The sequence below is a fragment of the Streptomyces sp. AM25 genome (assembly GCF_058146165.1).
Map to the genome: position 1 here is coordinate 418,693 of NZ_JBKIWN010000002.1, position 23,738 is coordinate 442,430.

The 23,738-nt window shown below is 73.6% G+C and carries 19 protein-coding genes; 8 read left to right on the plus strand and 11 right to left on the minus strand.

Translation table 11 applies throughout. The annotated features are described in order from the left end of the window. Nucleotides 1-122: 122 nt before the first annotated feature. From ACLHRZ_RS03890 to ACLHRZ_RS03910, 5 genes are all read left to right on the plus strand, one after another. Nucleotides 123-881, plus strand: a complete 759-nt coding sequence (locus ACLHRZ_RS03890) for a 3-hydroxybutyrate dehydrogenase (RefSeq protein WP_490416790.1) — start codon at nt 123-125, stop codon at nt 879-881. Between the two features lie 74 nt (nt 882-955). Beyond that, nucleotides 956-3,088, plus strand: coding sequence for a glycoside hydrolase (locus ACLHRZ_RS03895; protein WP_490416791.1), 2,133 nt, complete (start codon nt 956-958; stop codon nt 3,086-3,088). Nucleotides 3,089-3,223: 135 nt separating this feature from the next. Further along, nucleotides 3,224-3,763, plus strand: coding sequence for a universal stress protein (locus tag ACLHRZ_RS03900; RefSeq protein WP_490416792.1), 540 nt, complete (start codon nt 3,224-3,226; stop codon nt 3,761-3,763). A gap of 8 nt (nt 3,764-3,771) precedes the next feature. Next, nucleotides 3,772-5,181 carry an MFS transporter gene (locus tag ACLHRZ_RS03905; protein WP_490416793.1) on the plus strand — a complete coding sequence of 470 codons (1,410 nt, stop codon included), beginning with the start codon at nt 3,772-3,774 and terminating at the stop codon, nt 5,179-5,181. After that, on the plus strand, nt 5,178-5,846 hold the full coding sequence (locus tag ACLHRZ_RS03910) for a DUF1275 family protein (protein WP_490416794.1): 669 nt from the start codon (nt 5,178-5,180) through the stop codon (nt 5,844-5,846). Before ACLHRZ_RS03905 ends, ACLHRZ_RS03910 begins: the two co-directional genes overlap by 4 nt. 2 nt (nt 5,847-5,848) lie before the next feature. Here ACLHRZ_RS03910 and ACLHRZ_RS03915 read toward each other — a convergent pair whose 3' ends face one another. The 3 genes from ACLHRZ_RS03915 to ACLHRZ_RS03925 are packed head-to-tail and all read right to left on the minus strand — an operon-like array spanning nt 5,849 to nt 15,318. Then, on the minus strand, nt 5,849-6,757 hold the full coding sequence (locus tag ACLHRZ_RS03915; protein ID WP_490416795.1) for an alpha/beta fold hydrolase: 909 nt from the start codon (nt 6,755-6,757) through the stop codon (nt 5,849-5,851). Between the two features lie 18 nt (nt 6,758-6,775). After that, complete coding sequence (locus ACLHRZ_RS03920) at nt 6,776-7,834, minus strand: 3-oxoacyl-ACP synthase III family protein (RefSeq protein WP_490416796.1); 1,059 nt, start codon at nt 7,832-7,834, stop codon at nt 6,776-6,778. Next, the gene (locus tag ACLHRZ_RS03925; protein ID WP_490416797.1) at nt 7,831-15,318 is read right to left on the minus strand and encodes an SDR family NAD(P)-dependent oxidoreductase; all 7,488 of its coding nucleotides are present in this window, start codon (nt 15,316-15,318) and stop codon (nt 7,831-7,833) included. The genes ACLHRZ_RS03920 and ACLHRZ_RS03925 overlap by 4 nt, the downstream gene beginning before the upstream one ends. Before the next feature lie 217 nt (nt 15,319-15,535). Here ACLHRZ_RS03925 and ACLHRZ_RS03930 point away from each other — a divergent pair, with 217 nt between their 5' ends. Then, nucleotides 15,536-16,051: a mycothiol transferase gene (locus ACLHRZ_RS03930; protein ID WP_490416798.1), complete on the plus strand. Its 516-nt coding sequence runs from the start codon at nt 15,536-15,538 to the stop codon at nt 16,049-16,051. 15 nt (nt 16,052-16,066) lie between these two features. Here ACLHRZ_RS03930 and ACLHRZ_RS03935 read toward each other — a convergent pair whose 3' ends face one another. Genes ACLHRZ_RS03935 through ACLHRZ_RS03945 form a run of 3 tightly spaced genes read right to left on the minus strand, consistent with a single transcriptional unit; the run spans nt 16,067 to nt 18,494 of the window. Beyond that, nucleotides 16,067-17,260 (minus strand): GDSL-type esterase/lipase family protein, encoded by a 1,194-nt coding sequence (locus tag ACLHRZ_RS03935; RefSeq protein ID WP_490416799.1) that lies wholly within the window; start codon nt 17,258-17,260, stop codon nt 16,067-16,069. A gap of 52 nt (nt 17,261-17,312) precedes the next feature. After that, the gene (locus ACLHRZ_RS03940) at nt 17,313-17,936 is read right to left on the minus strand and encodes a LysE family translocator (protein WP_490416800.1); all 624 of its coding nucleotides are present in this window, start codon (nt 17,934-17,936) and stop codon (nt 17,313-17,315) included. Then, nucleotides 17,937-18,494, minus strand: coding sequence for a GNAT family N-acetyltransferase (locus ACLHRZ_RS03945; RefSeq protein WP_490416801.1), 558 nt, complete (start codon nt 18,492-18,494; stop codon nt 17,937-17,939). 133 nt (nt 18,495-18,627) lie between these two features. Between ACLHRZ_RS03945 and ACLHRZ_RS03950 the strand changes: the two genes are divergently transcribed. Continuing rightward, complete coding sequence (locus ACLHRZ_RS03950) at nt 18,628-20,067, plus strand: helix-turn-helix domain-containing protein (protein ID WP_490416802.1); 1,440 nt, start codon at nt 18,628-18,630, stop codon at nt 20,065-20,067. 142 nt (nt 20,068-20,209) lie between these two features. On the opposite strand, the gene ACLHRZ_RS03955 is transcribed toward ACLHRZ_RS03950, so the two are convergent. The 5 genes from ACLHRZ_RS03955 to ACLHRZ_RS03975 all read right to left on the minus strand — a co-directional run bounded on the left by ACLHRZ_RS03955 (nt 20,210) and on the right by ACLHRZ_RS03975 (nt 22,814). Next, nucleotides 20,210-21,115, minus strand: a complete 906-nt coding sequence (locus ACLHRZ_RS03955) for an FAD-dependent oxidoreductase (RefSeq protein WP_490416803.1) — start codon at nt 21,113-21,115, stop codon at nt 20,210-20,212. 18 nt (nt 21,116-21,133) lie between these two features. Then, nucleotides 21,134-21,385 (minus strand): type II toxin-antitoxin system RelE family toxin, encoded by a 252-nt coding sequence (locus ACLHRZ_RS03960; RefSeq protein ID WP_490416804.1) that lies wholly within the window; start codon nt 21,383-21,385, stop codon nt 21,134-21,136. Further along, nucleotides 21,382-21,669 (minus strand): hypothetical protein, encoded by a 288-nt coding sequence (locus tag ACLHRZ_RS03965; RefSeq protein ID WP_490416805.1) that lies wholly within the window; start codon nt 21,667-21,669, stop codon nt 21,382-21,384. The genes ACLHRZ_RS03960 and ACLHRZ_RS03965 overlap by 4 nt, the downstream gene beginning before the upstream one ends. A 293-nt stretch (nt 21,670-21,962) precedes the next feature. Further along, nucleotides 21,963-22,244 carry a hypothetical protein gene (locus ACLHRZ_RS03970; RefSeq protein ID WP_490416806.1) on the minus strand — a complete coding sequence of 94 codons (282 nt, stop codon included), beginning with the start codon at nt 22,242-22,244 and terminating at the stop codon, nt 21,963-21,965. Nucleotides 22,245-22,367: 123 nt separating this feature from the next. Further along, entirely contained in the window at nt 22,368-22,814 is a 447-nt protein-coding gene (locus ACLHRZ_RS03975) for an anthrone oxygenase family protein (protein WP_490416807.1), read from the minus strand. Nucleotides 22,815-22,905: 91 nt separating this feature from the next. Here ACLHRZ_RS03975 and ACLHRZ_RS03980 point away from each other — a divergent pair, with 91 nt between their 5' ends. Next, entirely contained in the window at nt 22,906-23,484 is a 579-nt protein-coding gene (locus tag ACLHRZ_RS03980; RefSeq protein ID WP_490416808.1) for a TetR/AcrR family transcriptional regulator, read from the plus strand. The last annotated feature ends 254 nt before the right edge of the window (nt 23,485-23,738 follow it).

Here is a 23,738-nt window from a genome sequence, read left to right on the forward strand (position 1 = left end):
TACGCCAGCTCTCCTCACCATCCGGGACAAGGCGGCCACAGATCATCACCCCCTCCCGTCCCACCCCCAAACTCGGCCACGATTGCTTCACTTGATCCTCACCGCAACCGGACGGAGCACCCGTGGCCACCACCCCCACCGACCTGAGCAGACGCACCGCCCTCGTCACCGGCGCCGCCAGCGGCATCGGCCACGCCATCGCCCTGCGCCTCGCCGAGGCCGGAGCGCACGTCCGCGCGCTCGACCTCGATGCCGATGCGGTGCGCGACGTCGCCGCGCTCACCGGCGGCGAGGCACTCGTCGCGGACCTGTCCGACCTCGGCCGTCTCGACACGCTGGACCTGCGCGCCGACATCGTGGTCAACAACGCCGGACTCCAACACGTCTGCCCCGTGGAGGAATTCGACCCCGAGCGCTTCTCGCTCATGCTGCGCATCATGCTGGAGGCACCGTTCCGGATCATCCGCGCCGCGCTGCCGGGCATGTATGCCCAAGGCTGGGGCCGGATCGTCAACATCTCCTCCGTGCACGGCCTGCGCGCCTCCGCGTACAAGAGCGCCTACGTCGCGGCCAAGCACGGCCTGGAGGGCCTGTCCAAGGTCGTCGCCCTGGAAGGCGGCCCGCGCGGGGTGACCTCCAACTGCGTCAACCCCGGCTACGTTCGGACCCCGCTCGTCGACGGCCAGATCGCCGCGCAGGCCCGCGTCCACGGCATCGGCGAGGACGAGGTCCTCAGCGCCGTGTTGCTGGAGGGCGCGGCGGTCAAACGGCTCGTGGAGCCCGAGGAGGTCGCCGAAGCGGTGCTGTTCCTGTGCGGCCCGCACTCCGCCGCCATGACCGGCTCCTCCCTGGTCATCGACGGCGGCCACACGGCACGGTGACTTGTGGTCAGAAATGTCGGGCAGTAACTGGCGCCTCTTAAAACCTTCTTAGAAGCACTCCGTATCACTGTGTCATGCACACCGTCACCCGGAACTCGCCCGCCGCAGGACCGTCCCGTCGGTACGGCCGGCGCACCGTCCTCGCCCTCGCCATCGCGACCGCTCTGGCGGCCACCACCATGGAGGCCGCCAACGGCCTGATGCCCGCCTCCGGCTCCTCCGCCGGGGCGGAGGTGCGCATCCACGACGGCCAGGTCGCCGTTCCGGTGGCCGGCGGCACCGCCACCATCGATCCGGCCACCCTGCGGGCCGAGGCCCGCACCGGGGACGGCCGCACCGTCCTGCTGTCCGCCCCCGCGCCCAAGGCTCCCGGCGAGCCGGCGGGCCTGGCGGCGACGGAGCACGGCGCCACCTGGTCGTACCCGGGCAACGGGCTGAAGGCGGAGGCCCGCGCGGACCACGGACGGCTGCTGGTCACCTTCACCGCCACCGGCGGCGACACCTCCCTGCAGTGGCCGGTGACCGCCACCGACCCGGCCGCCGAGAGCATCCAGTTCCCGCGCGGCGAGGGGCTGAACCTCCCCGTCACCGACGCGTTCTGGAACTCCGCCGACGGCGGCCTCGTCGGCGAAGAGCAGGACATCGGCTCACAGCTCTCCATGCCCATGTGGGGCCATTCGCTCCGCTCCGGTCACGGCGGCGTCAGCTACATCACCCCGACCGACATCGGCAGTTCGCTGACCTTCACCTCCCAGGAGGGACGCCTGCGGGCCACCGCCAAGCACGAGTTCTCCGCGCGCAGCGGCACCCGCACCTACACCGTGGCCCTCTCCCTCACCGACGGCTCCCCGGTGGCACCGGCCGTGGACTACCGCAACTGGCTCTCCGAGCACGGGCAGCTGGGCAGCCTGAGCGAAAAGATCAAGAAGAACCCCGAGACCGGGAAGCTGCTGGGCGCCTTCCACGCCTACGCCTGGGGCGGCGCCCGGCGGCCCGACTACCTCAAGCGGCTCAAGGAGCTGGGGGTTTCGCGCCTCTGGCTCGGCTACGACTCGGACGACGCCCCGATGACGAAGCAGGACATCGAGGCAGCCAAGGCGGCGGGCTACCTGGCGGGCCCGTACGACTCCTTCGCCGACGGCCAGCAGAAGACCCCCGACTCCTCGCCCAACACCGTCTGGCCGGACGACGTCTACCCCACGTTCTGCGTGCAGAAGGCCGACGGGAAGCCGCAGCCCGGCTTCCGCAAGAAGGGCTGCTACCTCAGCTCGCAGGCCTTCGAACAGGCCGAGCCGCACAAGCACTACCTGGCCGACCGCACCCGCCCGCTGGTCGCCAACGGGGCCGACAGCTATTTCCTCGACGTGGACGCGGCCGGCGAGCTCTTCCAGGACTTCGACGCCAAGCACCCCATGACCAAGGCCGAGGACCGCACCAACCGGCTCGCCCGGATGAAGCGCCTGGCGGACGGCACCTACGACCCGTCCGCGAAGAAGCCCCACCCGCTCGTCCTCGGTTCGGAGTCCGCCGGCTCCTGGGCGAACGAGGTGCTCGCCTTCAGCCACGGCTCGGCCACACCGGTGGACGGCCGGCTGTGGGGCATGGAGACGGGCCACTTCGACTCCAGGCTGACCGACCCCAAGGACGACGACGCCTGGGGCGGCTACATGCCGGCAGGGGCCGTCGCCACCTTCTTCAAGCCGGTGCGCACCGGCGACTTCAAACCGGAGCACCGGGCCAGGGTGGCCGACACGCTGAAGGCCATGTACGACCCGCAGTACCGCGTCCCGCTGTACGAAACGGCGCTGCACGGCTCGCTCGTCAACGTGGAACGCTGGGAACTGCCCTTCGGCAAGCTCCCCGACCAGAAGCAGCCCCGGGCCCTGCTGGCGATGCTCTACAACACCCCGCTGAACTTCGTGCTCAGCGACAAGGACCAGCGCAACGAGCAGAATCTGCACGAACTGGCTGCACTGCAGAAGTACTTCGCCCCGCTGCACCAGGCCGCGGGAACCCGGCAGCTGACCTCCTTCCGCCGGCTGACCGACGACCACCTCGTCCAGCGGACCGTCTTCGGCGACGGCACCCTGACCGTCACCGCGAACTTCGGCACCCAGGCCCACGACGGACTGCCCGGCGGCTGCGTGGACGCGAAGCTGCAGGGGAAGCCGGCCCAGCGGCTGTGCCCCGGCAAGGTGACCTCGTAGCCCGCCGACCGTTGGAGCCCGGCCGACCGGTGGAGGCGGCCGTCCTCCCGCACATCCTCCAGCCGGCCGACCGCCGCGGGCCGGCGCCCGTCCCACCGTGAAAAGGGGGATCCGAACCGGAGGAGGGCGAGAGCGATGGCGCAGACGGTGCAGCGCGTCGTGGTCGGAGTCGACGGATCGGCCGGCAGCGTCGAGGCGCTCCGGCAGGGCGCGCGGGAAGCGGAACGCCACGGCGCGGTGCTGTGCCCGACGTACGCCTGGGCGCCCCCGGGCGGGGAGGCGGCGGACGCCCGCTGCCCCGCCCCGCCGGACGTGTGCGCGTACTGGGAGAGGGAGGCCGACGGCGTCCTGGCGGACGCGTGCCGGGAAGCGTTCGGCACGGCGTCGTACGGTGCACGTGTCCTGCCCATGACCATCCGGGCCCGGGCCGGCGCAGCCCTGGTGGCCTGCGCCGGCCACGACACGGACCTGCTCGTCATGGGGACCGGCCGCCACGGGGCCCTGGGCCGCCTCTTCCACGGCGCGGTGATCCGCTACTGCCTCAGGCACGCGCGCTGCCCCGTCCTCGTGGTGCGGCCCGGCGAGGAGGACCGCCCGCGGATGCGGCAGGGGCCGGCTCGCCGGACCCTGGACAGTGGGCCTCGGCACCGTTCCCGCCACGCAACCCACCAGTAGGTCGCAACATGTCGGAACTCGTTCTCGGACAACGGCAACGACGCCTGGTACTCGTGGTGTGCTGCGGCGCCCTGCTGCCGCTCGGCATCGACATCACCGCGCTCAACGTCGCCCTGCCGGCGATGGAGCGGGAGCTGGGCGCGACGATCTCGGGCATGCAGTGGGTCCTGGACGCCTACAGCCTGGCGATGGCGGCGCTGATGCTGCTGGCCGGCTCGGTCGGCGACCGGGTGGGGCGGCGGCTGGTGATGCAGGCGGGATTCGCGGTGTTCACGACGGGATCGGTGCTGTGTGCGCTCGCCCCGTCCCTGGAGCTGCTCGTGCTGTTCCGGGTGGTGCAGGGCATCGGCGCGGCGAGCCTCAGCCCGGTGTCCCTGTCGATCGTCGCCCAGGCGTTCCCGGGGAAGACGGAGCGGTCCCGTGCCATGGGCGTGTGGATGTGCGCCTACGGGCTGGGCCTGGCCGTGGGGCCGCTGCTGGGCGGCGTGTTCGTGGACAGCATCGGATGGCGTCCGCTGTTCTGGCTGAACCTGCCGCTGGGCCTGCTGGCGATGGCGGTCACGGCCCGCTCCGTGCCCGAGTCACGGGCGGCGCGGCCCCGGCGCCTGGACGTCACCGGGCAGCTGCTGGTGATCCTCTTCCTCGGGTCCCTGACCTACACCGTCATCGAGGCGGCCCACCGGGGCTGGACGGACCCGGCAGTCCTCGTCTGCGCGGCGGCTGCCGTCGCCTCCTTCGGCGCCCTCCTGCTCTGGGAGCACCGCTGCCCGGAGCCGCTGATGGAACTGGGCCTCTTCCGTGACCTGCGGTTCAGCGGGGCCATCGTCGCGGGGATGTGCGTCTTCGGGACGTTCGGCGGGTTCTTCTTCCTCACCTCGCTCTACCTCCAGCACCCGCTGGGCCTGTCCGCCCTGCAGGCGGGGCTGTGGATGCTGCCGCCGTCCGTCGTGCTCGGCGTCTGCTCACCGCTCGCGGGGCGCCTGGCCGCGCGGTACGGCACCCGGCGGCTGCTCGTACCGGCCGGGCTGGCCCTGACCGCGAGCGCGGTCATGCTGGCCGTCCTGAGCACCGACGCGTCCAGGATCCTGTTGTTCGTCGAGTACGTGCTCTTCGGCCTCGGCGTCGGCCTGGCCGCCCCCCTGCTCATCAGCACGGCGGTCTCCGGCATGCCGGACGACCGGGCGGGCTTCGCCTCCGGGCTGTTCACCACGGCGGGCCGGGCCGGCTTCGCCCTGGGCGTCGCCGTGCTCGGCGCGGTCCTCGCCGCGGGGCTGGACCACCGGCCGCTGAGGGACGCCGCCGCCTTCGAGGCGGCGGCGCGCCCGGCCTGGTGCCTGGTCGCGGTCGGCGGTCTGGCGGTGACCCTGCTCGGCCTGCTGATCACCGGGCGGCGGCCGGCGGGGAGGGACGTGCGGTGAGGGGCTCCGCGCAGCGCATGCGCCTCGCGGTGGTCGTGCTGGTGGCCGCCTCCGGCGCTGTGGAAGCCCTGTCCTTCACCGCGCTCGACCACGTCTTCGCCGGCGTGATGACCAGCAACCTCGCGCTGCTGGGCATGGCGGCCGGCCAGGCGCGCGGCGCCGGGGTGACCGCGGCCCTGCTGGCCCTGGGCGGCTTCGGTGCCGGCACGGCGGCGGGTGCCTGGGTCACCCGGGGCGGGGAGGAGACCGAAGACGGCTGGTCCGCACCGGTGTTGTCCTGCCTCGTCGGCGAGGCGGTGCTGCTCGCGGCGGGCGCGGGCGTGTGGGCCGCCTCGGACGGCGCGCCCGGCGGCGTGACCCGGGACGTGCTGCAGTGCGGGGCGGCAGCGGCGATGGGCGCCCAGTGCGCGGCGATGGTCGCGGCGGGCCGGGCCGCGGCCCCCACGACGTACCTCACCGGCACGCTCGCCACGTACATCGTGCGCGCACCGGGCGGCGCCCCGGCGCGCTCCGGCCCGTGGGTGCCCCTCCGCCTCGCCGCACTGATCGTGGGTGCGGCGGCGGCCGTGGTCCTGCACCGGGCCGCCCCGGCCTGGGCGGGTGCGCTGCCTCCTCTGCTCGTCACGGTGGCCGTGCTGACCGCGGGGCGGCGCCGTGAGAGGTGAGGTCAACTGCCCTTCGGGGCCGCCTCGGTGCGGTGGACGTGGCCGGCGATCAGGGAGGTGAGCCGGGGCCACGCCCCGCGGGGGAAGTTGTGGCCCAGGCCGTCGACGACGACCAGTTCGGCACCGGGAACGGCGGCCGCCGTGGCCCGCCCGCCGCTGACGTCGCACATGATGTCGGCGCTGCCGTGGACGACGAGGGTGGGGACGTCCAGCGCCCGCAGCCGTTCCGTGCGGTCCCCACTGGCCAGGGTGGCGACGGCCTGGCGGGCCATGGCCAGGGGGTCGTGGCCCCGGTCGTGGGCGAGGGCCGCCCGCTCGGCCACGGCGTCCTCGTCGAAGGCGAACCCGGGGGACCCGATCGTCCGGATGGCCTTCACCTGCCAGTCGATGTAGCCCTGGCGGTCCTCCGGCGGCGCCCCCAGGCTCCCCAGCGCGGCGAAGTCCGGCCGGCCCACGCCCGGGTCCCCGGTGGAGGACATCATCGACGTCAACGACCGCACCCGGCCGGGGTGTTCGATCGCGACCGTCTGCGCGACCATGCCGCCCAGGGACGCGCCGACGAAGTGGGCACTGCCGGTCCCGAGGGCGTCGAGCAGGCCGACGGTGTCGGCGGCCATGTCGGAGAGCGTGTAGGACGCCGACGAGAAGTCGCCCGCCATCGCCGCCGGGATGTCGGGCGCCGGTGCGTCGTGGAAGTGTGTCGACCGCCCGGCGTCGCGGTTGTCGAACCGGGTCACGTGCAGGCCGCGGCCGGCGAGTTCGGTGCAGAAGCCGTCCGGCCAGTTGATCATCTGGGCGCCGCCGCCCATCACCAGCAGCACCGGCGGTGCCCCCGGGTCGCCGAAACTCTCGTAGGCCATCTCGATCCCCGACGGGCCGACGCCGAAGGCCTTCTTTTCGTCCACCGTCACACCAACTCCTCACCCTTGTCAGAGGCGTAGCACCGCGACCCCGAGACTCATTCCGCTGCCCACGCCGATCAGCGCCACCAGGTCACCCTGCCGGACCCGGCCGAGGGCCCGGGCGCGGGCCAGTTGCAGGGGCAGCGTCGCGGCGGCGAGGTTGCCGTGTTCGGCGATGGTGGAGAGGGCCAGATGCTCGGGTATCCCCAGGGTCCGGTGCACCTCCTCGCGGTAGGGGGACGACACCTGGTGGACGCCGACCAGGGCGAAGGCCGACCAGCCCGGCCGGCTCAGCCAGTCCTCCGCCAGCATGACGGCCAGGATGCCCGGGGCGGTCCGGCGGACCAGGCGCCGGCAGGCGTCGTACAGTGCGCGGCTGTCGGCCTGGAAGTACCACTCGTCGTCGTCCGCCGAGGACTTCTCGCGCCGCCAGCGCGAGCCCCCGCCGACCGTGGCGAGGGGCCAGGCGGTGGAGTCCGCCCGGAACACGGTGCGCAGCACGCCCGCGTCCTGGGGCCCGTCGGGGCCGGCCGTCAGGACCAGGGCGGCCCCGGCGTCGGAGCAGGTGTAGCCGGCCAGTGAGCGGTTCAGCGCCCGCTGTGCGGGCAGCGTCCAGCGGACCGCCCGGGAGGAGGCCTCGCCGCAGGTCACCAGGATGGTGCGGTAGGCGCCGACGGTGATGAACGCGGCCGCCACCTCGAGGGCGTTGAGGACGCTGTTGCAGGCGTTCTTGACGTCGAAGACCGGGCAGTCCAGGCCCAGTTTGGCGGCGACGACGTGTGCGGTGGCGGGTTCGAGCAGGTCCTGTCCGGTCGCCGCGAACAGCATCAGGTCGACGTCCCCGGGGGCCGTGGCCGACTCTGTCAGGGCCTGGCGGGCGGCGATCACGGCGAGGTCGGAGGACTCCTGGTCGTCCTCCATCACATGGACCCCGCGCACCCCGGTGGCCCGGGCCAGGAAGCCCGGGCGGAAGGAGATGCGCGCGCCCGACATCCGGGCGATCTTCTCCTCGGTCTCCTCGGACGACCGCCACCGGGCGGGCAGATGGACGCCCAGCCCGGCCAGGCGGGCACGGCACCCGGTCACCGGCCCGGTCCGTCGGCAGCCGGGCCGGCCGCCGTCTGCGGGGCGTGGCCGAGGCGTTGGAGGAGCCGTCGGCCCAGTTCCGGCAGGCCGGTGAGGCCGACGAGTTCCATGGCGGGGAGCCGGCAGCCCAGCCGCCTGCTGATGAGCGAGGCGAATTCGGTGCCCATCAGCGAGTCCAGGCCGAGCTGGTCCAGCCGCCGGGTGCGGTCGATGCGCTCGGGCGTCGTCTGCAGCACCTGGGCCAGCAGGCCCACCAGCGCGTCCAGCATGACCCGTTGGGCCTCCCCGGGCGTACGGGCCGATGCCAGGGCCACCCGCAGCCGTTCGTCGGCGTCCACTTCGTCCTGGTCCGGCAGCAGCCCGGCCGAGCGCGGGGCCGCCAGGGTGGGCAGAACGCGGCCCAGCCTGCGCCAGTCGACACGGCCGACGAGGGCGACTGCCGTGTCCTGCCGGACCAGCAGCCGGTCCAGAGTGCTCAGCGCCTCCTCGGTGGACATGCCCTGCAGCCCGGCCGCGGCCAACTCGGCGAGCCGGCCGGTGCGGTGGACGTACCCGGTGTCGGCGATCACCCCCCACTGCACGGCCAGCCCGGGAAGCCCGGCCCGCCGGCGGTCGCGCACCAGGGCCTCCAGGGCCACGTTGGCCGCGACGTACGGGGCCTGGTAGACGTTGCCGACCAGTGCGGCGACCGAGCTGTGGACCACGAAGACGTCCAGGTCCCGGTCGCGGGTGAGCTCGTCCAGCAGGTGACCGGCCGTCAGTTTCAGGGCCAGGACGGCGTGCAGGCGCTCGTCGGTGAGCTCGGTGAGGGGTGCGTCGTCGAGCACCATCGCCGTGTGGAACACCCCGGCCAGCCGGCGGCCGGTGGCGTCCACCTCGGCCAGCAGGCTCCGCAGGGCCGCCGGATCGGTGGCGTCCGCCGGCCGCGCCAGCACCTCCGCCCCCGCCGCCCGCAAATCGTCCAACAGGGCCTGTGCGCCGGGGGTGTCCGGTCCGCGGCGGCCGACCAGGGTCAGGTGCCGGGCGCCGTGCGCGGCCAGGTGGCGGGCCGTTGCCGCACCCAGCCCGCCGAACCCGCCGGTGATCAGGTAACTGCCGTCGGCGGTCACGGGCGGCCGCTGCGGCCGGGGCTCCACGGCCGGCGGTTCGTCCTGGCTGACGACGACCTTGCCGATGTGGCGGGAGTGCCGCAGCTGGGTGAAGGCCTCCGCGATGTCGGCGGCCGGATAGGTGCGGTGGGGGAGCGGCCGGGCGGCGCCGGAGGACAGCGCCTCGCGCAGTGGCGAGAACCAGTCCGGGTCGGGCGAAGCAGCCGTCAGCAGTGCGGTCGGGTCGACGCTGAAGAACGCGATGCCCCGCAGGAACGGCTCGCCGGGCAGCGCACGGCCGGCCAGGAAGTCGCGCTTGCCCAGCTCCACGAACCGCCCGCCGCTCGCGAGCAGGCCCAGGCTGCGGGTCAGGGCCTCTCCCGCAAGGGAGTTGAGCACCACGTCCACGCCCCGGCCCCCGGTCAGATCGAGGACCTGGTCGGCGAAGTGCAGGCTGCGCGAGTCCAGGACGTGCGCCACGCCCAGCAGGCGCAGCAGGTCGCGCTTGGACGGGCTGCCCGCGGTGGCGACGACCCGGGCGCCGGCGGTACGGGCCAACTGCAGTGCCGCCAGCCCCACTCCGCCCGCGCCGCCGTGGATCAGCAGCGTCTCGCCCTCGGTCAGCCGGGCCAGCCGGTGCAGACAGTGCCAGGCCGTCAGGAACGCCACCGGAAGAGTGGCCGCCTCGGTGCAGGACAGGGAATCGGGCAGCGGTACCGCCCACGCGGCGCTGACGACCGCGTGCGAGGCGAAGCACCCGAGCACCGGAGCCACCACGCGGGTGCCCACAGGAAGACCGGTGACACCCGGACCCACGGCCGCCACCGTCCCCGAGCACTCCAGCCCCAGCGGCGCGACGTCCGGCCGCAACCCGGCGGCCATCGGCGGCACCAGCCCGGTGACCGTGGTGATGTCCCGGTAGTTCAGGGCCGTTGCGGCCACCTTCAGTACCACCTGGCCGTCCTGCGGCTCCGGGACGGGCGCCGGCCGCCAGGCCAGCCGGTAGTGCAGACCGGCTTCGGCCAGGGACAGGGCATGCCCGGACTCCCGTCCCGGAGAGGGCAGTACGCGCTCCGGAGGCAGCGGCCGGATGCGGGAGACGAACCGGCCTGCGTCGGTGAGCACGACCTCGTCGTCCTCCGGCCGGGTCCGCAGCTCCTCGGCCAACCGGGCAGCAGCAACGCCGAGTTGCTCCGGAGACGATCCTGTCCCGGCCAGGGCCACCCTGCGCACCGTCAGCGCCGGGTGCTCCTGGGCGAGACTGCGCGCCGCGCCCCAGGCCGCCGCCCCGGCGCCTGCGGACACCGGCGGACAGTCCCCACCGCACTCCGCAGAGGTGACGGTCACCAGCCACACCGTCGGCGGAACCGCCTTCGCGCAGGCGGCGGCCAGGTCCCGCAGCACCGCCAGGTGCCCCACGGCCCGTTCGGTGGTCGCCCCGGCAGCGGCACGGCCGTCCGCGACGATCAACACCACGTCGCACCCGTCCGGTTCCGCGGACAGCACGTCGCCCCACGGCACCGGCCCGTCCGCCGCCGTCAGCGTACGCACCGGACGGTCCGGTGCGTTCGAGCGCAGCGCGGCCGCCACGGTCGACGCGGCCACGGAACCGGCCTCGTCGAGGCCCACCACGATCCGGCGCGCAGGGCCTTCGCCCTCGGCGGCAGGCTCCGGCCCGGCCTGCCTCGGCTGTCGCGCGGCGAGCAGCACCGAGACGTCGCCGCGGGCCGGCTCCCGGTCGTCCCCCACCTGCACCGTGCCCGTGAACCCGCACTCGTGCAGCAGCGGCGGCCAGGCCTGCCGCGGCAGCAGCGGCCCGTCCGGACGCAACGTGGTGTTGGCGGAGGCCCAGTAGGAGTCGTCGACCCCGAACACCGGCGAGAACAGATGGAGGTTGTGGGACTCCAGCGCCAGCAGCTGCCCGCCGTCCGCCAGCAGACCGGCCACCCGCCGCAGCGCGGCGGCCAGGTCCCGGGCGGTGTGCAGCGCGTCGGAGGCGACCACGAGGTCGTACGAACCCGGCGTGAGCCCTTGTCCGGCGGGGTCCGCATCGAGGTCGAACTGCCGGAACTCGACGAAGTCCCGGTCGGCGAACCGGCTCCGGGCCGGGGGCAGCAGGGCGGGGTCGAGGTCGGTGACGGTGTAATGCGTGCGCTCCGGCGGGAGTTCGGGCAGCAGCACGGCCGTGAGGGCGCCGGCCCCGGCGCCGACCTCCAGCACGCGCAACGGGCGCTCTTGCGGCCACCCCGCCACCAGGCCCCGCACCAGGGCCCGGACGATCCGGTGGTGGAAGCGCAGCACCGACGCGCCCTCGGACAACTGGGCGGCCAGTGACTCGGGTTCGGCGAAGAGCACCGCCGACGGCCCGCCCTCCCCGCGCAGCACCTCCGCCAGTCGGCGGGCCACCACACCGTAGGCCCGCAGGGCGACGGCCTCGGCGGGAACGTCCCCCAGCACCTCGGTGAACACCCGCTCCGGGCACGGGTCAACCAGCGGCCGCCAGCTCCGGGAATCCGGACAGGCACCCAACACCCCCTGTTCCACGGCCAGGTCCAGCAGGGTCCGCAGCAGCCGCAGGCGGCGGGGCGAGAGCCCGGCGATCATCAGGTCGTCCAGGGTGAAGGACGCTGTGCCGGGCAGGAACTCCCGCACTGCGGCGAGGGTGGCGTGTGCCATCAGCTCCAGGATCCGCCCGCGGGCTACGGGGTAGGGGCAGCTGTCGTGCCAGTGCCGGACCAGGCCGGCCAGCTCCTCCCGGCAGGCCTCGACGACGGCGGCGGGAGACGGCAGCGGTGACGGACGGGCCGGCAGGCCGGGCAGCGGGGCGGCGCGCAGCACCTCGGTCAGCACGGCCGGCCCGGCAGGCCGCCCTGCGTCGAACCGCCGGGCCCGGCAGCCCAGCAGCTCCAGGGCCACCTCGCCGTCCTCACCGGTGATCGTCAGGTCCCACACCACCTCCAGCACGGACCGCGACGCACAGCGCGCATGGAAGTACCCTGCGGCCGGCAACGGCCCCCAGCAGCGCACCACTTCGAACCGCACCGGCAGATAGGGCGCCTCGGTCTCCGCGACGCCGCGCACCAGCGGCATAGCGGTCTGCACGGCCGTGTCCAGCACTGCGGGGTGCGCCACGTGCTCCCGGCCCATGTCCACCGCGGCGCTGTACTGCGCCAGCACCTCGTCCTCGCCGGCCAGCAGCCGGGTGAGCGAGCGGAAGGCCGGACCGTAGAACAGACCGGCACGGGCCATCGTGCGGTAGTGCTCCTCGCCGGTGAACGCCGTGGTCGGCCGGGACCGGAGGGCGTCCGGCGAAACGCGCGGCGGGCGCTCGCGCAGCAGCCGCCGGGCCCGGCACCGTGCATGCTCCGCCCAGACCGAACCGATCCCGTTGCCGGCGGCGACAGTCAGTGCGCCGTCCTCCGTCATGGCCGTGTGCAGCAGCACGTCCATCCCCGGGTCGTCCGGCTCCAGCGCCAGCGCCCGCCCGATCGTCAACCCGGTCAGCTCCGCCGGGCCGTCGAACACCTGCTGCGCGGCGGCGAGCGCCATGTCCACGAAGGCGGCCGCCGGCATGACCACCGTGGTGCCCACGACGTGGTCGCGCAGCCAGGGAGCCCTGGCCGGCTCCAGCCGCTGCTGCCAGGACGGCCGGTCGGCACACTGCCGGGGCCCCAGCAGCGGGTGCGGCGCCTCGTCCGTCTCGTCGACCACCGCGGTGCGCCACCAGGTGTGGTGGCCGTGCCAGTACCGTTCGCGCTGCCAGGGGTAGCGCGGCAGCGAGACCACCCGGCCGCGCTGCGGGAAGAACCGGTTCTCCTCGATGCGTCCGCCGACCGCCAGCACCTGGCACAGCGCAGAGTCGACGGCGTCCGGCCCGGCGGCCTCGCGGGTCATGGTCCGCACCACGGCGGCCCGTTCCGCCCCCCGGCGCAGATAGCCGGCCAGCACCGGGCGCGGGCCGACCTCCACCAGCACATCGCATCCGGCCCCGCCCGTCAGCGCCGCCAGGGCCTCGGCGAAGCGGACGGGCTCGCGGACGTTGCGCCACCAGTACCCGGCGTCCAGCGCCGCCCCGTCCAGCGGCCCGCCCGTGACCGTGGAGACCATCGGAATCCGTCCCGGGCCGGACTCCAGCCCGGCCAGCGCCCGTTCCAGGGGGACCTGTACGGCGTCCATCGCAGGGCTGTGGAAGGCGTAGTCCAGCCCCAGGTCCCGGAAGAACACGTCCTGGGAGGTCAACTCCTCGCCCAGTTCCGCCAGTTCCGCCGCCTGCCCGGCAACCGTCACATCCCGCTCACTGTTGACCCCCGCGATCAGCAGACGGTTCCGGTACCGGGGCTCCGCCAGCAGCCGTCCCGCGTCCGCCGGGCCCAGGCCGACGGCGGCCATCCGGCCCTGCCCGGCCATCGGCGCCTGTGCGGCACCCCGCGCCGCGATCACCCGGCACGCGGCGGCCCGGTCCAGCCGCCCGGCGCAGTAGGCGGCCGCCACCTCGCCCACGCTGTGCCCCGCCACCGCGGCGGGCACGACACCGCGCGCGGCCAGCGCCGCGACCAGCCCAGCCTGCAGCGCGAACAGCATCGGCTGGGCGACCTCCGTACGTCCCCACCGCTCCTCGCCGCCCGGCTTGCCCATCTCCTCCAGCACCGACCAGCCCAGCAGCGGCCTCAGCTCCCCGTCGACCGCCGTGACCTCCGCACGGAACACGGCGTCCGCCTCCAGGAGTTCGGCGCCCATGCCCGGCCACTGGGACCCGTTGCCGTCGAAGACGAACGCCACGCGCCCGTGCTGCACGGCCCGCCCCACCGCCCACCGCGCGCCCGGCCCGCCCTCGGACCCGGCGGACGCCTCCAGCGCCCCGGCGGCCTCGGCGGCATCCGCCGCCAGCACCACCAGACGGTGCTCGTACCGGGCCCGGCGCCGGAACGCCGTGAACGCCACGTCGTGGAACGTCCCGTACTCCTGCGCGCCGTCGCGCAGAAAGGCCGCCCAGTCCCGAGCGGCCCCGGCCAGGGCCTGCGCGCTGCGGGCGGAGACCAGCAGCGGCTGCCGCCCGCCCAACGGGCCGTCCGGAAGCGGCTTTTGAGGAGCGTGCTGCTGCTCCCCGGGCGGCGAGGCCAGCACCGCATGGGCGTTGGCGCCGCCGAAGCCGAACGAGCTCACCCCCACCACCACCCGGCCGCTGCCGTCCACCGGGCGGGCCGCCGCCACCGGCTCCAGGCCCAGCCCCGCGAAGTCGATCGTGTCGTTGAGCGGCGTGCAGTGCACGGTCGCGGGAATGCGCCGACGCCCGATCACCAGCAGTGCCTTGAGCAGCCCCGGCACCGCCGAAGCCGCCTCCAGGTGCCCCAGGTTCGACTTCACCGACCCGACCGGCAGCGGCACACCGCCGCGCCGCCGGCCCAGGGCCCGCCCCAGCGCCTCGCACTCGACCGGGTCCCCGACCTGGGTGCCGGTGCCGTGCGCCTCCACGTACGCGACCTCGCCCGGCTCCACCCCGGCCGCCGCATGCACCTGCCGCAGCAGCGCCTCCTGGGCGTCCGCACTGGGCAGCGGCAGGCCGGACGTCCGCCCGTCGGCGTTCACCCCGCTGGCCAGAACCACCGCGTACACCCGGTCGCCGTCCCGCAGCGCGGCCGCCAGCGGCTTGAGCACCACCACCCCGGCCCCCTCGGACCGGACGTACCCGTCGGCGGCCGCCGAGAACGGCCGGCACCGCCCGGTGGGCGAGAGCAACCGCGCCTGCGACAGCCCCACCCAGCTCCCCGGCGACAGCAGCACCTGCACCCCGCCCGCCAGAGCCAGCCGGCTGCGCCCGGAACGCAGCGCCTCGCACGCCTGGTGCACCGCGAAGAGCGCCGACGAACAGGCGGTGTCCACCGCATGGGAGGGCCCGTGGAGGTCGAACAGGTACGACAGGCGGTTGGCCGTGTTGCACTTCGCCGCCCCGCTCATCCCGTACGGGTTCGACTCCCGCACCTGCCGCAGGCGGAGGTCCCCGTACTCGTGCGAGGAGACGCCCATCACCACGGCGGTGTCGCTGCCCGCGAGGCCCGCCGGATCGATGCCCGCGTCGTCGAACGCCTCCAGCGCGCACTCCATCAGCAGCCGCTGCTGCGGATCGAGTGCCCGGGCCTCCTTGGGGGAGACGCCGAAGAACTCCGCGTCCAGCCCCGAGACATCACCCAGGAACCCGCCCGCCACGGTGTAGGTCCGCCCCGGCCGCGGCTCCCCGGGGGAGAGCACCTCCGTCGCCGCGAACCGCTCCGCGGGCACCTGCCCGATCAGATCCCGTCCCTGCTCCAGCGCGGCCCACAGCCCGTCCGCGGACGCGATGTCCCCGGGCAGCCGGCAGGAGACGCCCACGATCGCCACCACGTGGTCGGTTTCAGCCATGGTCCCCAGAGTTGGTGCGCTCCGGAACCCCGGCAAGAGGCGCGGACGGCACCTCCCCGCCACAGCATCCATCGGGCCAATGCGCTCACCCTCACGAGTGGATCCGGGTCTCCTGTGTCGAAATCCCGTACGGTGCCTCACTCATGGGTGAGCATCACCTCCCCGGCGAAGCGGGAGACTCGGGTCGAGGGGCAACGACGGCGAGAGGAGCCCGCCCATGACCACGACGAGCGCGAAGCTGCTGACCGACGGCTTCGGCCGGGTCCGGGAGGGGGTGCACGGGGTGCTGGACGGGCTCGCGTCCGAGGAACTGACCTGGCGCGGCGAGGACGGCGAGGCCAATTCCATCGGCTGGCTCGTCTGGCACCTCGCGCGGGTCCAGGACTGCCAGATCGCCGACGCCGCAGGGCTGCCGGAGGTGTGGCACGCGCAGGGCTGGCAGAAGGACTTCGCCCTGCCCTACCCCGCCGACGCCAGCGGGTACGGCGCCTCCAGCACCGAAGTGGGCGCCTTCTCCGCCCCGGCCGCCAAACTGACCGGCTACCACGACGCCGTGCACGAGCAGACCGTCGGCTACCTCAGGACCCTGCACGAGAAGGACTACGCCCGCATCGTCGACGACGCCTGGGATCCGCCCGTCACCCTCGGCGTCCGCCTGATCAGCATCCTGGACGACGACCTCCAGCACGTCGGCCAGGCCGCCTTCGTCCGGGGCGCGCTGATGCGCCGCTGACCCAGCGGCCAGGCCCTAGCCGTTCTCGGCGGCGAACGCGCCTCCGGCGGCGAAGACCAGCCCGGCGAAGCGCTCGCCGATGCGGCGGTGGCCGGCCGGGTCCGGGTGCAGCCCGTCGGGCAGCGGCAGTTCGGCGGCGTCCGCCTCGCCGTACAGCGAACGGCCGTCGAGGTGGTGCAGGTTCGGGTCGTCGGCCGCCCGCTGCGCCGTGATACGGGCCAGCTCCTCCCGGACGACACGGAGCGTCAGCTTCCCCGCGGCGCACTCCGCCGGGTCGCCGAGGGCGCGGAACCGCACCGTTCCGCCGTCGAAGTCCGGTGCGAGGGGACCCGGGGTGTCCTCCTGGACAGGACACAGCACGGGGGAGACGACCAGCAGGGGCGTGGCGGGGTGCCCCTCGCGGATGGTGTCCAGGAATCCGTGGACCGCGGGGGTGAAGGCCCGCAGGCGCATCAGGTCGGCGTTGACCACGTTGATGCCGAGCTTCACGCTGATCAGGTCCGCCGGCGTGTCCCGCACGACCCGCGCCATGAACGGGTCGAGTAGGGCGTTCCCGCCCAGACCCAGGTTGACCAGCTCCACGCCGCCCAGCGCGGCGGCCAGCGCCGGCCAGGTCGCGGCCGGGCTCCCGGCCGTGGAGCCCTGGCTGATCGAACTGCCGTGGTGCAGCCACACCCTGCGGCCGCGGTCCGGCACCGCCTCGACCGGGACATCGGTGCGCAGGGCGATCAGCTCGACCGCCTCCGTCTGCGGCAGCCAGATCTCCACGTCCTTCTCGTCCGGGGACAGCCCGGTGAAACGAACGGTGACCGGCGGGCCCGGGTGGACGGACGCGGACTGCGTGAGCATGTCGACGGTCAGGACGTTGCCGCCGGACACGCTGACCCGGTCCGTCGGACGGCCGTCGACACACAGTTCGTACACGCCCTCCGGAGCGGGCGGGGCGCCCTTGAAGACCGTCTTCGTGGGCAGCACGTCCAGGTCGACGGCCGTGGCCCGGGTACGGAAGGCCAGCCGCACGCCGGAGGCCTGGGCCTCCGTCCTGCACAAGTACGGGTCGGGGAACCGCTTCCGGACCCAGGCGGGCAGCCGGTGCGGCACGACGCCGTGCTCGGTCCGCTCCACGTCCAGCGCACCGCGCAGGAAGCGGGGGTCGACGGGGACGGTGATCCAGTCGGGCACGTCGGCATCCTTGCGGGGTGGGGGCATCGTGCGGAAGGGCAACGGGCCCCGCCACCCTATCCGCGGCCCCGCCGCGCCGTCAGCCCTCGACGGCCATGCGCACGCCGAGCAGCAACAGCACGCCCCCGGAGACCTGTTCCAGGCGCCTGCGCACGCCTGCCCGCGAGATCAGGCCCCGCAGCCGGCCGACGAACCACACGTACACGCCGTAGTAGCCGACCTCGAAGACCGCCCAGACCGCGGCCAGACCGATCATCGTGGGCAGCTTGGGGGCGCCGGCGGGCACGAACTGCGGCAGGAACGACATCGCGAACACCGCCGCCTTGGGATTGGCGAGGTTCATCAGCAGGCCGGAACGGTACGCCCGCCAACCGGACCGCACGGCCGGCGATCCCTCCGGCTCCGCCGGCTGCGCGTGTCCGCGGCGGGCGGCCAGCAACGCCTGGACACCGAAGCCGATGAGGACCGCGGCGCCGCCGATCCGCATGACGTCGTAGGCCAGCCGGGAGGCCGCGAGCAGCGCCGTGAGCCCGAGGGCGGCGACGACACCCCAGACGAACACGCCGGTCTCGTTCCCCAGCACGGTGAGGAACCCGGCCCGCCTGCTGTGCAGGGACTGACGGATGATCAGCATCGTGCTGGGGCCGGGCGAGGCGGCGATCAGCGTGCACGCCCCGAGGAAGGCGAGGAGCGTGGTGAACATCTAGGCCGCCCTCGCCGCTCGCCACTCCGGGGCGAGCACCGACCAGATCTCCACGTCGTACCGCTTCCCCCGGTACACGGAGTTCTCCCGCAGCACGCCGTCCCTCGTCATCCCGAGCCGCCGGGCCACGGCGATGCTGGGCGCGTTCTCCGACGCGGCCCGCCACTCCACGCGGTGGATGCCCCGCTCCTCGACGGCCCAGTCGATGATCGCGCGCGCGGCCCGGGTCACCAGACCCCGGCCCGCCGCCGACGGCTCCAGCCAGCAGCCCGCCTCGGCGGTGCCCTGCCCGACGTCCATCGTCCGGAAGAGGACCCCGCCGACGAGCCTGCCGTCCGTCCGGATGCCGTACAGACGCCCCGTGTCGGCCGCGGTCTTGTCCGCGTACCTCTGGAGATAGGCCCGGCCCGACTCCAGGTCCGTGACGATGTCGGCCAGTTCGATGAACTGCCCGATGAACTCCCGGCCCCGGTCCATGTGGGCCAGGAACTCCTCGGCCTGCCACGGCTCCAGCGGACACAGCTCCGCGCCGTCGTCGCCCAGGGATATCGCGTACATGCTCACCTTTCCACTGCCGAACCGAACCACCGTGCACAGTGCGGAGGGATCTTCTCACGGGTATTGCCTCATATAGCCTGAGCCGAGGAACGCCGCGGTTCGGTACGCGGCCCTGGAGCAGGGGGATGCCGGCATGGCCGGGGGGATCGAGGAATTCGCCGAGCAGCTGCGCGCGCTGAAGGACCGTTCGGGACTCAGCTACGGGGCTCTGGCGAAGCGCTTGCACATGAGCACGTCGACCGTCCACCGCTACTGCAACGGCGGCGCCGTGCCCGCCGAGTACGCTCCCGTCGAGCGCTTCGCCCGGCTCTGCAAGGCCACCCCGCAGGAGCTGGTGGAGCTGCACCGCCGCTGGATCCTGGCGGACGATGCACGACGCTCCAGGGTGCAGGGCGAGGCGGAGGCGAGGACGCCGGAGCCGGCGGCGGCAGAGCCGCCCGCGCCGACGCCGACGTCGGCTCCCGCCGAGTCCGAGCCCAGCCCCGAGCCGAGTCCCGCACCTGAGCCCGAGCCGCAGTCCGGACCCGAACCTGAACTCAAGCCCATACCCCGGCCGCGGCCCGGCGAGCAGGTATCCGCCGCCGTCGGCGGCCGCCGTTCGCGTCGTGTGCGCTTGGGCATCGTCGCCGCAGCAGCCGTCGGCATGGCCGTGCCCACCGCCCTTGTCGCCTGGGCGGCCACCACCTCGACCGGCGCGCACCACGACGACACGGACGCGCACCGCGCCCGGTCGAACGTCTCCGGCGCACCCCTCGCCCCGTCCGGAGCCCCCGGCAACACCGCACCAGGCGGGGGTGACACCGCGTCACCGGACGGCCGGACACCGACCGACGGGACCGGCAAGACGGAGGACGGAGGCAAGAAAGCCGACGGCAAGAGCGGTGCGCGGGAGGAGGGCGGCGCCTCGGACAGCAAGGACAGCGGCGGCGGGAACGACTCCGGTGAGCCGCTGACCGCGGACGTCCAGCCCTATGCCCTGACCGACCGCTGCGACACCATGTACGTGTCCGGACGGAAACCCGCAGAGGTGCCCGAGCCGCCGTCCGACGGGGATGCGCGTGCCTGGGTCACCGGACTGCGGGCCGTGCCCGGCGGACGCATGCACATCACCGTCGATGTGCAGGGCAAGAACGGCCAGGCCGTCGTGCTGCGTGCCCTGCACGTACGCGTCGTCAAGAGCACAGCGCCCCTGGCCTGGTCGGGGTATTCGATGGGCGACGGCTGCGGCGGCGGTCTCACCCCGGCTTTCTTCGACATCGACCTCGACCGCGACCGGCCCACGGCCCGTCCCACGGCGGGGGAGCAGGGCGACGTCAAGATCCCGGCCACCGACTTCCCGTACAAGGTCTCCTCGACGGACCCGCAGCCGCTGGACGTCCTCGCCCGCACGACCGGCCACGACGTGACCTGGTACCTGGAGCTGGAGTGGAGCAGCGGCGGCCGCTCCGGGACGATGAAGATCGACGACCACGGGCAGCCGTTCCGCACGACGGCGGTCAAGGACCGGCCGCAGTACGGCTGGCAGTTCGACCAGAAGGTGTGGCAGCCGCTGCCGGACTACGGGCGCAGATAGGTGTCCGGCCCCTTGGGCCACAGACCGCTGCCCTGCTTGCGCAGGTGAGGAGGGGGCTCCTGGTTCGGGGGTGCTCCTTTCGGTCGCCGGACAAGCACCAGGTCGGAGTGATTGCGCCGCAATCATTCCGGCTGCGAAATGGTCAGCCGAGTAGGGCCTGGTCCCGGTAGTAGGGGGCCAGTGCTGCCCGTGCACCGTCGCCCATGGCCACCGCGATCCGCTGCATGTGGGACCCCTTCAGATCGCCGGCCACCAGGATCCGCGGGTGCTGCTCGGCCGGCGGGCAGTACCCGTCCGCGCCGACGGCCAGCCCCGGTACGACGGCCGGCTTCGAGCCGATGTTGCCCAGCACGGTGTCGACGACGAAGGTGTGCGCGTCGCCGCCCGGGTGCCGGGCGGTGATCCGGAAGCCCTTCGGGACCGGGGCGACGGTGACACCCCCGACGAGGTCCAGGCGGATGCGCGGTTCACCGGCGACCTCGTCGGTCTTGTACTGGTCGGCCTCGGGGAAGAGCACGTCGAGGCGGGCCTTGGCCCGCGGATGCGCGCGCAGCCAGGTGCCCAGCGGCCGGTCCGCGCCCAGCACCACCACCCGGCGACCCTCCAGGTCATCGGCTGCCGCCCGCCACAGCGGCGGCAGCCACCCGGTCTGTGGTGCGTCGATCCAGGACACGTCTCCGGGTGCGAGCGCCGTCACCCCGGTGGCCACTACCACGGCTGACGCCGTCAGGAGGCGGCCGTCCTCGAGCGCGACCTCGGCATGGCTGTCGCAGCCGGCCACCCGTACGGCGCGGCCGGAGAGCACGCTGACGTGCCCCAGTTCCTGGTGCCGGGCCAGGTCACCAGCGAGTGCGTCGGCGAGCGCCGTTCCGGTCGACCAGCCGCCCGGCACGTTCTCCACCGCGCCGATCGCCCGCAGCTTCGCACCAACGCGCTCGGCTTCGACGACCACGCACGTCAGCCGCAGGCTCGACGCCATCACCGCAGCAGCCACCCCGGCCGGCCCGGCGCCGATCACCAGCAGGTCCGCGTCCCAACAGGGCTTCATGCACAGACCCTTTGCGAGTCAGTAGACGACGCGAACGACGGTCACCAGCAGAACGCTGGGATTGGAGCTCACGTAATACACGGCGGTCGCGGCGCCGCCGACGACGGCCTGACGCCGGTCTCTTTCCCCTCCGACGGCACGGGACCCGTGCCCGTACGGGTCGGCCGCCAGCTTCCGCATGCCCTGGTCGAAGCTGTTCCGCAGGCCCGGATCCATGGCTTTGAGGGCCGCGTTCGCTTCCCGCGCATACTGCACGCGATACTGGCTCACGCCATCCCCGCTTCGGGATTCTGGGGTACGCAGCCGATGAAGTCACCGGTCCGCAGTCGGGCGATGACCGCGTCGTCCTCCTCGCCCGCCGCGGGCGTGGTCGACAGCGACCAGGACGCGAGAACCATCTGCAGCTGGTCCGCGGGAGTGGAGCCGATCTCGGCGTCGAAGGCCGGGCGTTGGTCTTCCGGCAGCGCCGCGCGGATGCTGTCGATCGTTGCGGGGATTTCGACCAGCTCTCCGCCGATGTGGGTGGTCCAGGTAGCTGCGCTGATGTCGCTCACGGTGTACCTCCTCGTCAGGCGTCTCACGGTAGCCGTCTGTGGCAAGCGGCGTACTGGAATGCGGCTGTTCGCGCCGTACGACGGCGCAGGAGAGAGGGCGGGCCGGCGGGAAGCCGGCCAGACGTCTCGGCCCGGGCCGGGCACGGGGCAGCCGCTTCGGTTGCCGCGGCCTGACGGCGACGCTGCGCACGGGACACCTCGATCGCGGTCGGCGCATCGTCTGGTGCGGCCTCGGTCTTGGGGAACGCGCGGCGGCCCAGCTCCCGCATCGCGGCGGCCTGCCGCTCCGCCGCCTACGCGATGGCCGGCTCCACCCGGCGCTGCGGAGCCGCCTCTTGGCGCGCGGCGAGCGCGCGGCGGTAGCCGTCGCAGGCGTTCTCCCGGGTGCGCACCGGCCCGCAGGGCGCGGCCGTGGGCACTGGATCGGCGTCGGCCGGCTCGGGCACGGTGTCGGGCGGCAGGATCCGTAAGGTGCGGACGACCATGCGGCCGGCCGAGGTGTTGGCGGCGGCCGCGACGACGCGGGCCTGCTCCGGACGGACCTTCGTCGCCCAGGCCGTCGACTCCGGGCACACGGTGAGCGGTCGGAGTCCGCGTCGTAGCCGACGGCTGCCACGTGCCCGGCAAGTCCGACGGGTGGCCCGCCACTGTCCGGGGAGTGGGGATTTACGCCATCAGCGGGGTATCGGTCCGTGGGCTCAGGCGAGGGCGGTGACCAGCAGGGCGAAGGCGGCGATGAGGACGGCGACGCGGACGTAGTGGAAGCGGTTCCAGCGGTTCATCTGCTCCTTCCAGTCCTCGGGCCGGTTCTCGGGGGTCCACGTCTTGCCCCGGTTGTTGATGGGGACGAGCAGCACAAGCGACATGATCACGCTGAGGGTCAGCAGCGCGCCGGCGGTGACGACGAGGCCGGTGCCGTGGTGTTGCCATCCGGCGATGGCCCAGCCCACGACGAGGACGAGCGAGGCGATGTACCAGACCGGCATCACGGCGCCGAGCATCCGGCCCCCGTGGGCGCGGCCGAGTTGGCCGCTGTCCTCGGGGAGTGCGTCGAAGATCGGGTTCATGACGAAGGCGACGGCGAACTCCACCCCCACCATCACGCCGAAAACCACGGTGGTGAACACCTCGAGTGCGTTGAGCATGACGACCCCTCCAGAGATCTAGCGTTGCTAGCTGACGAGTCAACGCTAGTACTGCTGCCGCTCGATTGTCTAGCGATGCTAGGATCGGGTCATGTCGGTACAGGAACGCAAGCAGCGCGAACGGGCGGAGCGCGAACGCCTCATCGTGGCGACAGCCCGCGAACTCGCCGAGCAGCAGGGCTGGGACGCGGTCACCACCCGCCGGCTCGCCGAGCGCATCGAATACAGCCAGCCCGTCCTCTACAGCCACTTCCGCGGCAAACGCGAGATCATCGGCGCCGTCGCCCTCGAAGGCGCCGCCGAGATGGCCATGGCGGTACGGGCCGCGGCCTCCGCGGCGGACGGCCCGCGCGAGCGGGTCACCGCCCTCGCCCGCACCTACCTCGACTTCGCCGCACGCAACTCGGCGGTCTACGACGCGATGTTCCAGCTCGACGGCGGCCTGGCGTTCGCGAAGGAGGACACCCCGGAGCCTCTGAAGGACGCCTTCGCCGCCCTGCTGGAGTGCCTCGGCGAGGTCGCCGGGGACGGCGTCCACCCAGGGCTGTTCACCGAGGTGTTCTGGGCGGCCCTGCACGGACTGGCCACCCTGACCCGGGCGCGACGGCTCCCGCCGGAGGACACCGAGCGCAGGGTGGAACTGCTGGTGGACCGGCTCGCCATGATCTGACACACCGCCCCAGCGGACACCGGCTGGTGGTCGCGCTCGGCGCGGGCCCGCCGGTCGATGGCCCGCTGTGCCTCCACCCTCTGGGCATCGCCCTCCTCCGGCGCGAGTGCTCGGCTGCCATGCGCAGCATCATCGTGAGGCTGCTCAGCGTCTCGGCCTCGCCGCCGTCCCCCGTCAGGCGCGAGTCGAGGCCGCGGTGCGCCCGGCCCAGGACCTCGGGCCAGGCACCGGTGGTTGCCGCCGGGCCGACCCCG

Coding starts and splice junctions, on each gene's coding strand:
- ACLHRZ_RS03895 (WP_490416791.1), top strand. CDS start 956: ATGCACACCGTCACCCGGAACTCGCCCGCCGCAGGACCGTCCCGTCGG.
- ACLHRZ_RS03900 (WP_490416792.1), top strand. CDS start 3,224: ATGGCGCAGACGGTGCAGCGCGTCGTGGTCGGAGTCGACGGATCGGCC.
- ACLHRZ_RS03905 (WP_490416793.1), top strand. CDS start 3,772: ATGTCGGAACTCGTTCTCGGACAACGGCAACGACGCCTGGTACTCGTG.
- ACLHRZ_RS03925 (WP_490416797.1), bottom strand. CDS start 15,318: ATGGCTGAAACCGACCACGTGGTGGCGATCGTGGGCGTCTCCTGCCGG.
- ACLHRZ_RS03930 (WP_490416798.1), top strand. CDS start 15,536: ATGACCACGACGAGCGCGAAGCTGCTGACCGACGGCTTCGGCCGGGTC.
- ACLHRZ_RS03935 (WP_490416799.1), bottom strand. CDS start 17,260: ATGCCCCCACCCCGCAAGGATGCCGACGTGCCCGACTGGATCACCGTC.
- ACLHRZ_RS03940 (WP_490416800.1), bottom strand. CDS start 17,936: ATGTTCACCACGCTCCTCGCCTTCCTCGGGGCGTGCACGCTGATCGCC.
- ACLHRZ_RS03945 (WP_490416801.1), bottom strand. CDS start 18,494: ATGTACGCGATATCCCTGGGCGACGACGGCGCGGAGCTGTGTCCGCTG.
- ACLHRZ_RS03950 (WP_490416802.1), top strand. CDS start 18,628: ATGGCCGGGGGGATCGAGGAATTCGCCGAGCAGCTGCGCGCGCTGAAG.
- ACLHRZ_RS03955 (WP_490416803.1), bottom strand. CDS start 21,115: ATGAAGCCCTGTTGGGACGCGGACCTGCTGGTGATCGGCGCCGGGCCG.
- ACLHRZ_RS03975 (WP_490416807.1), bottom strand. CDS start 22,814: ATGCTCAACGCACTCGAGGTGTTCACCACCGTGGTTTTCGGCGTGATG.
- ACLHRZ_RS03980 (WP_490416808.1), top strand. CDS start 22,906: ATGTCGGTACAGGAACGCAAGCAGCGCGAACGGGCGGAGCGCGAACGC.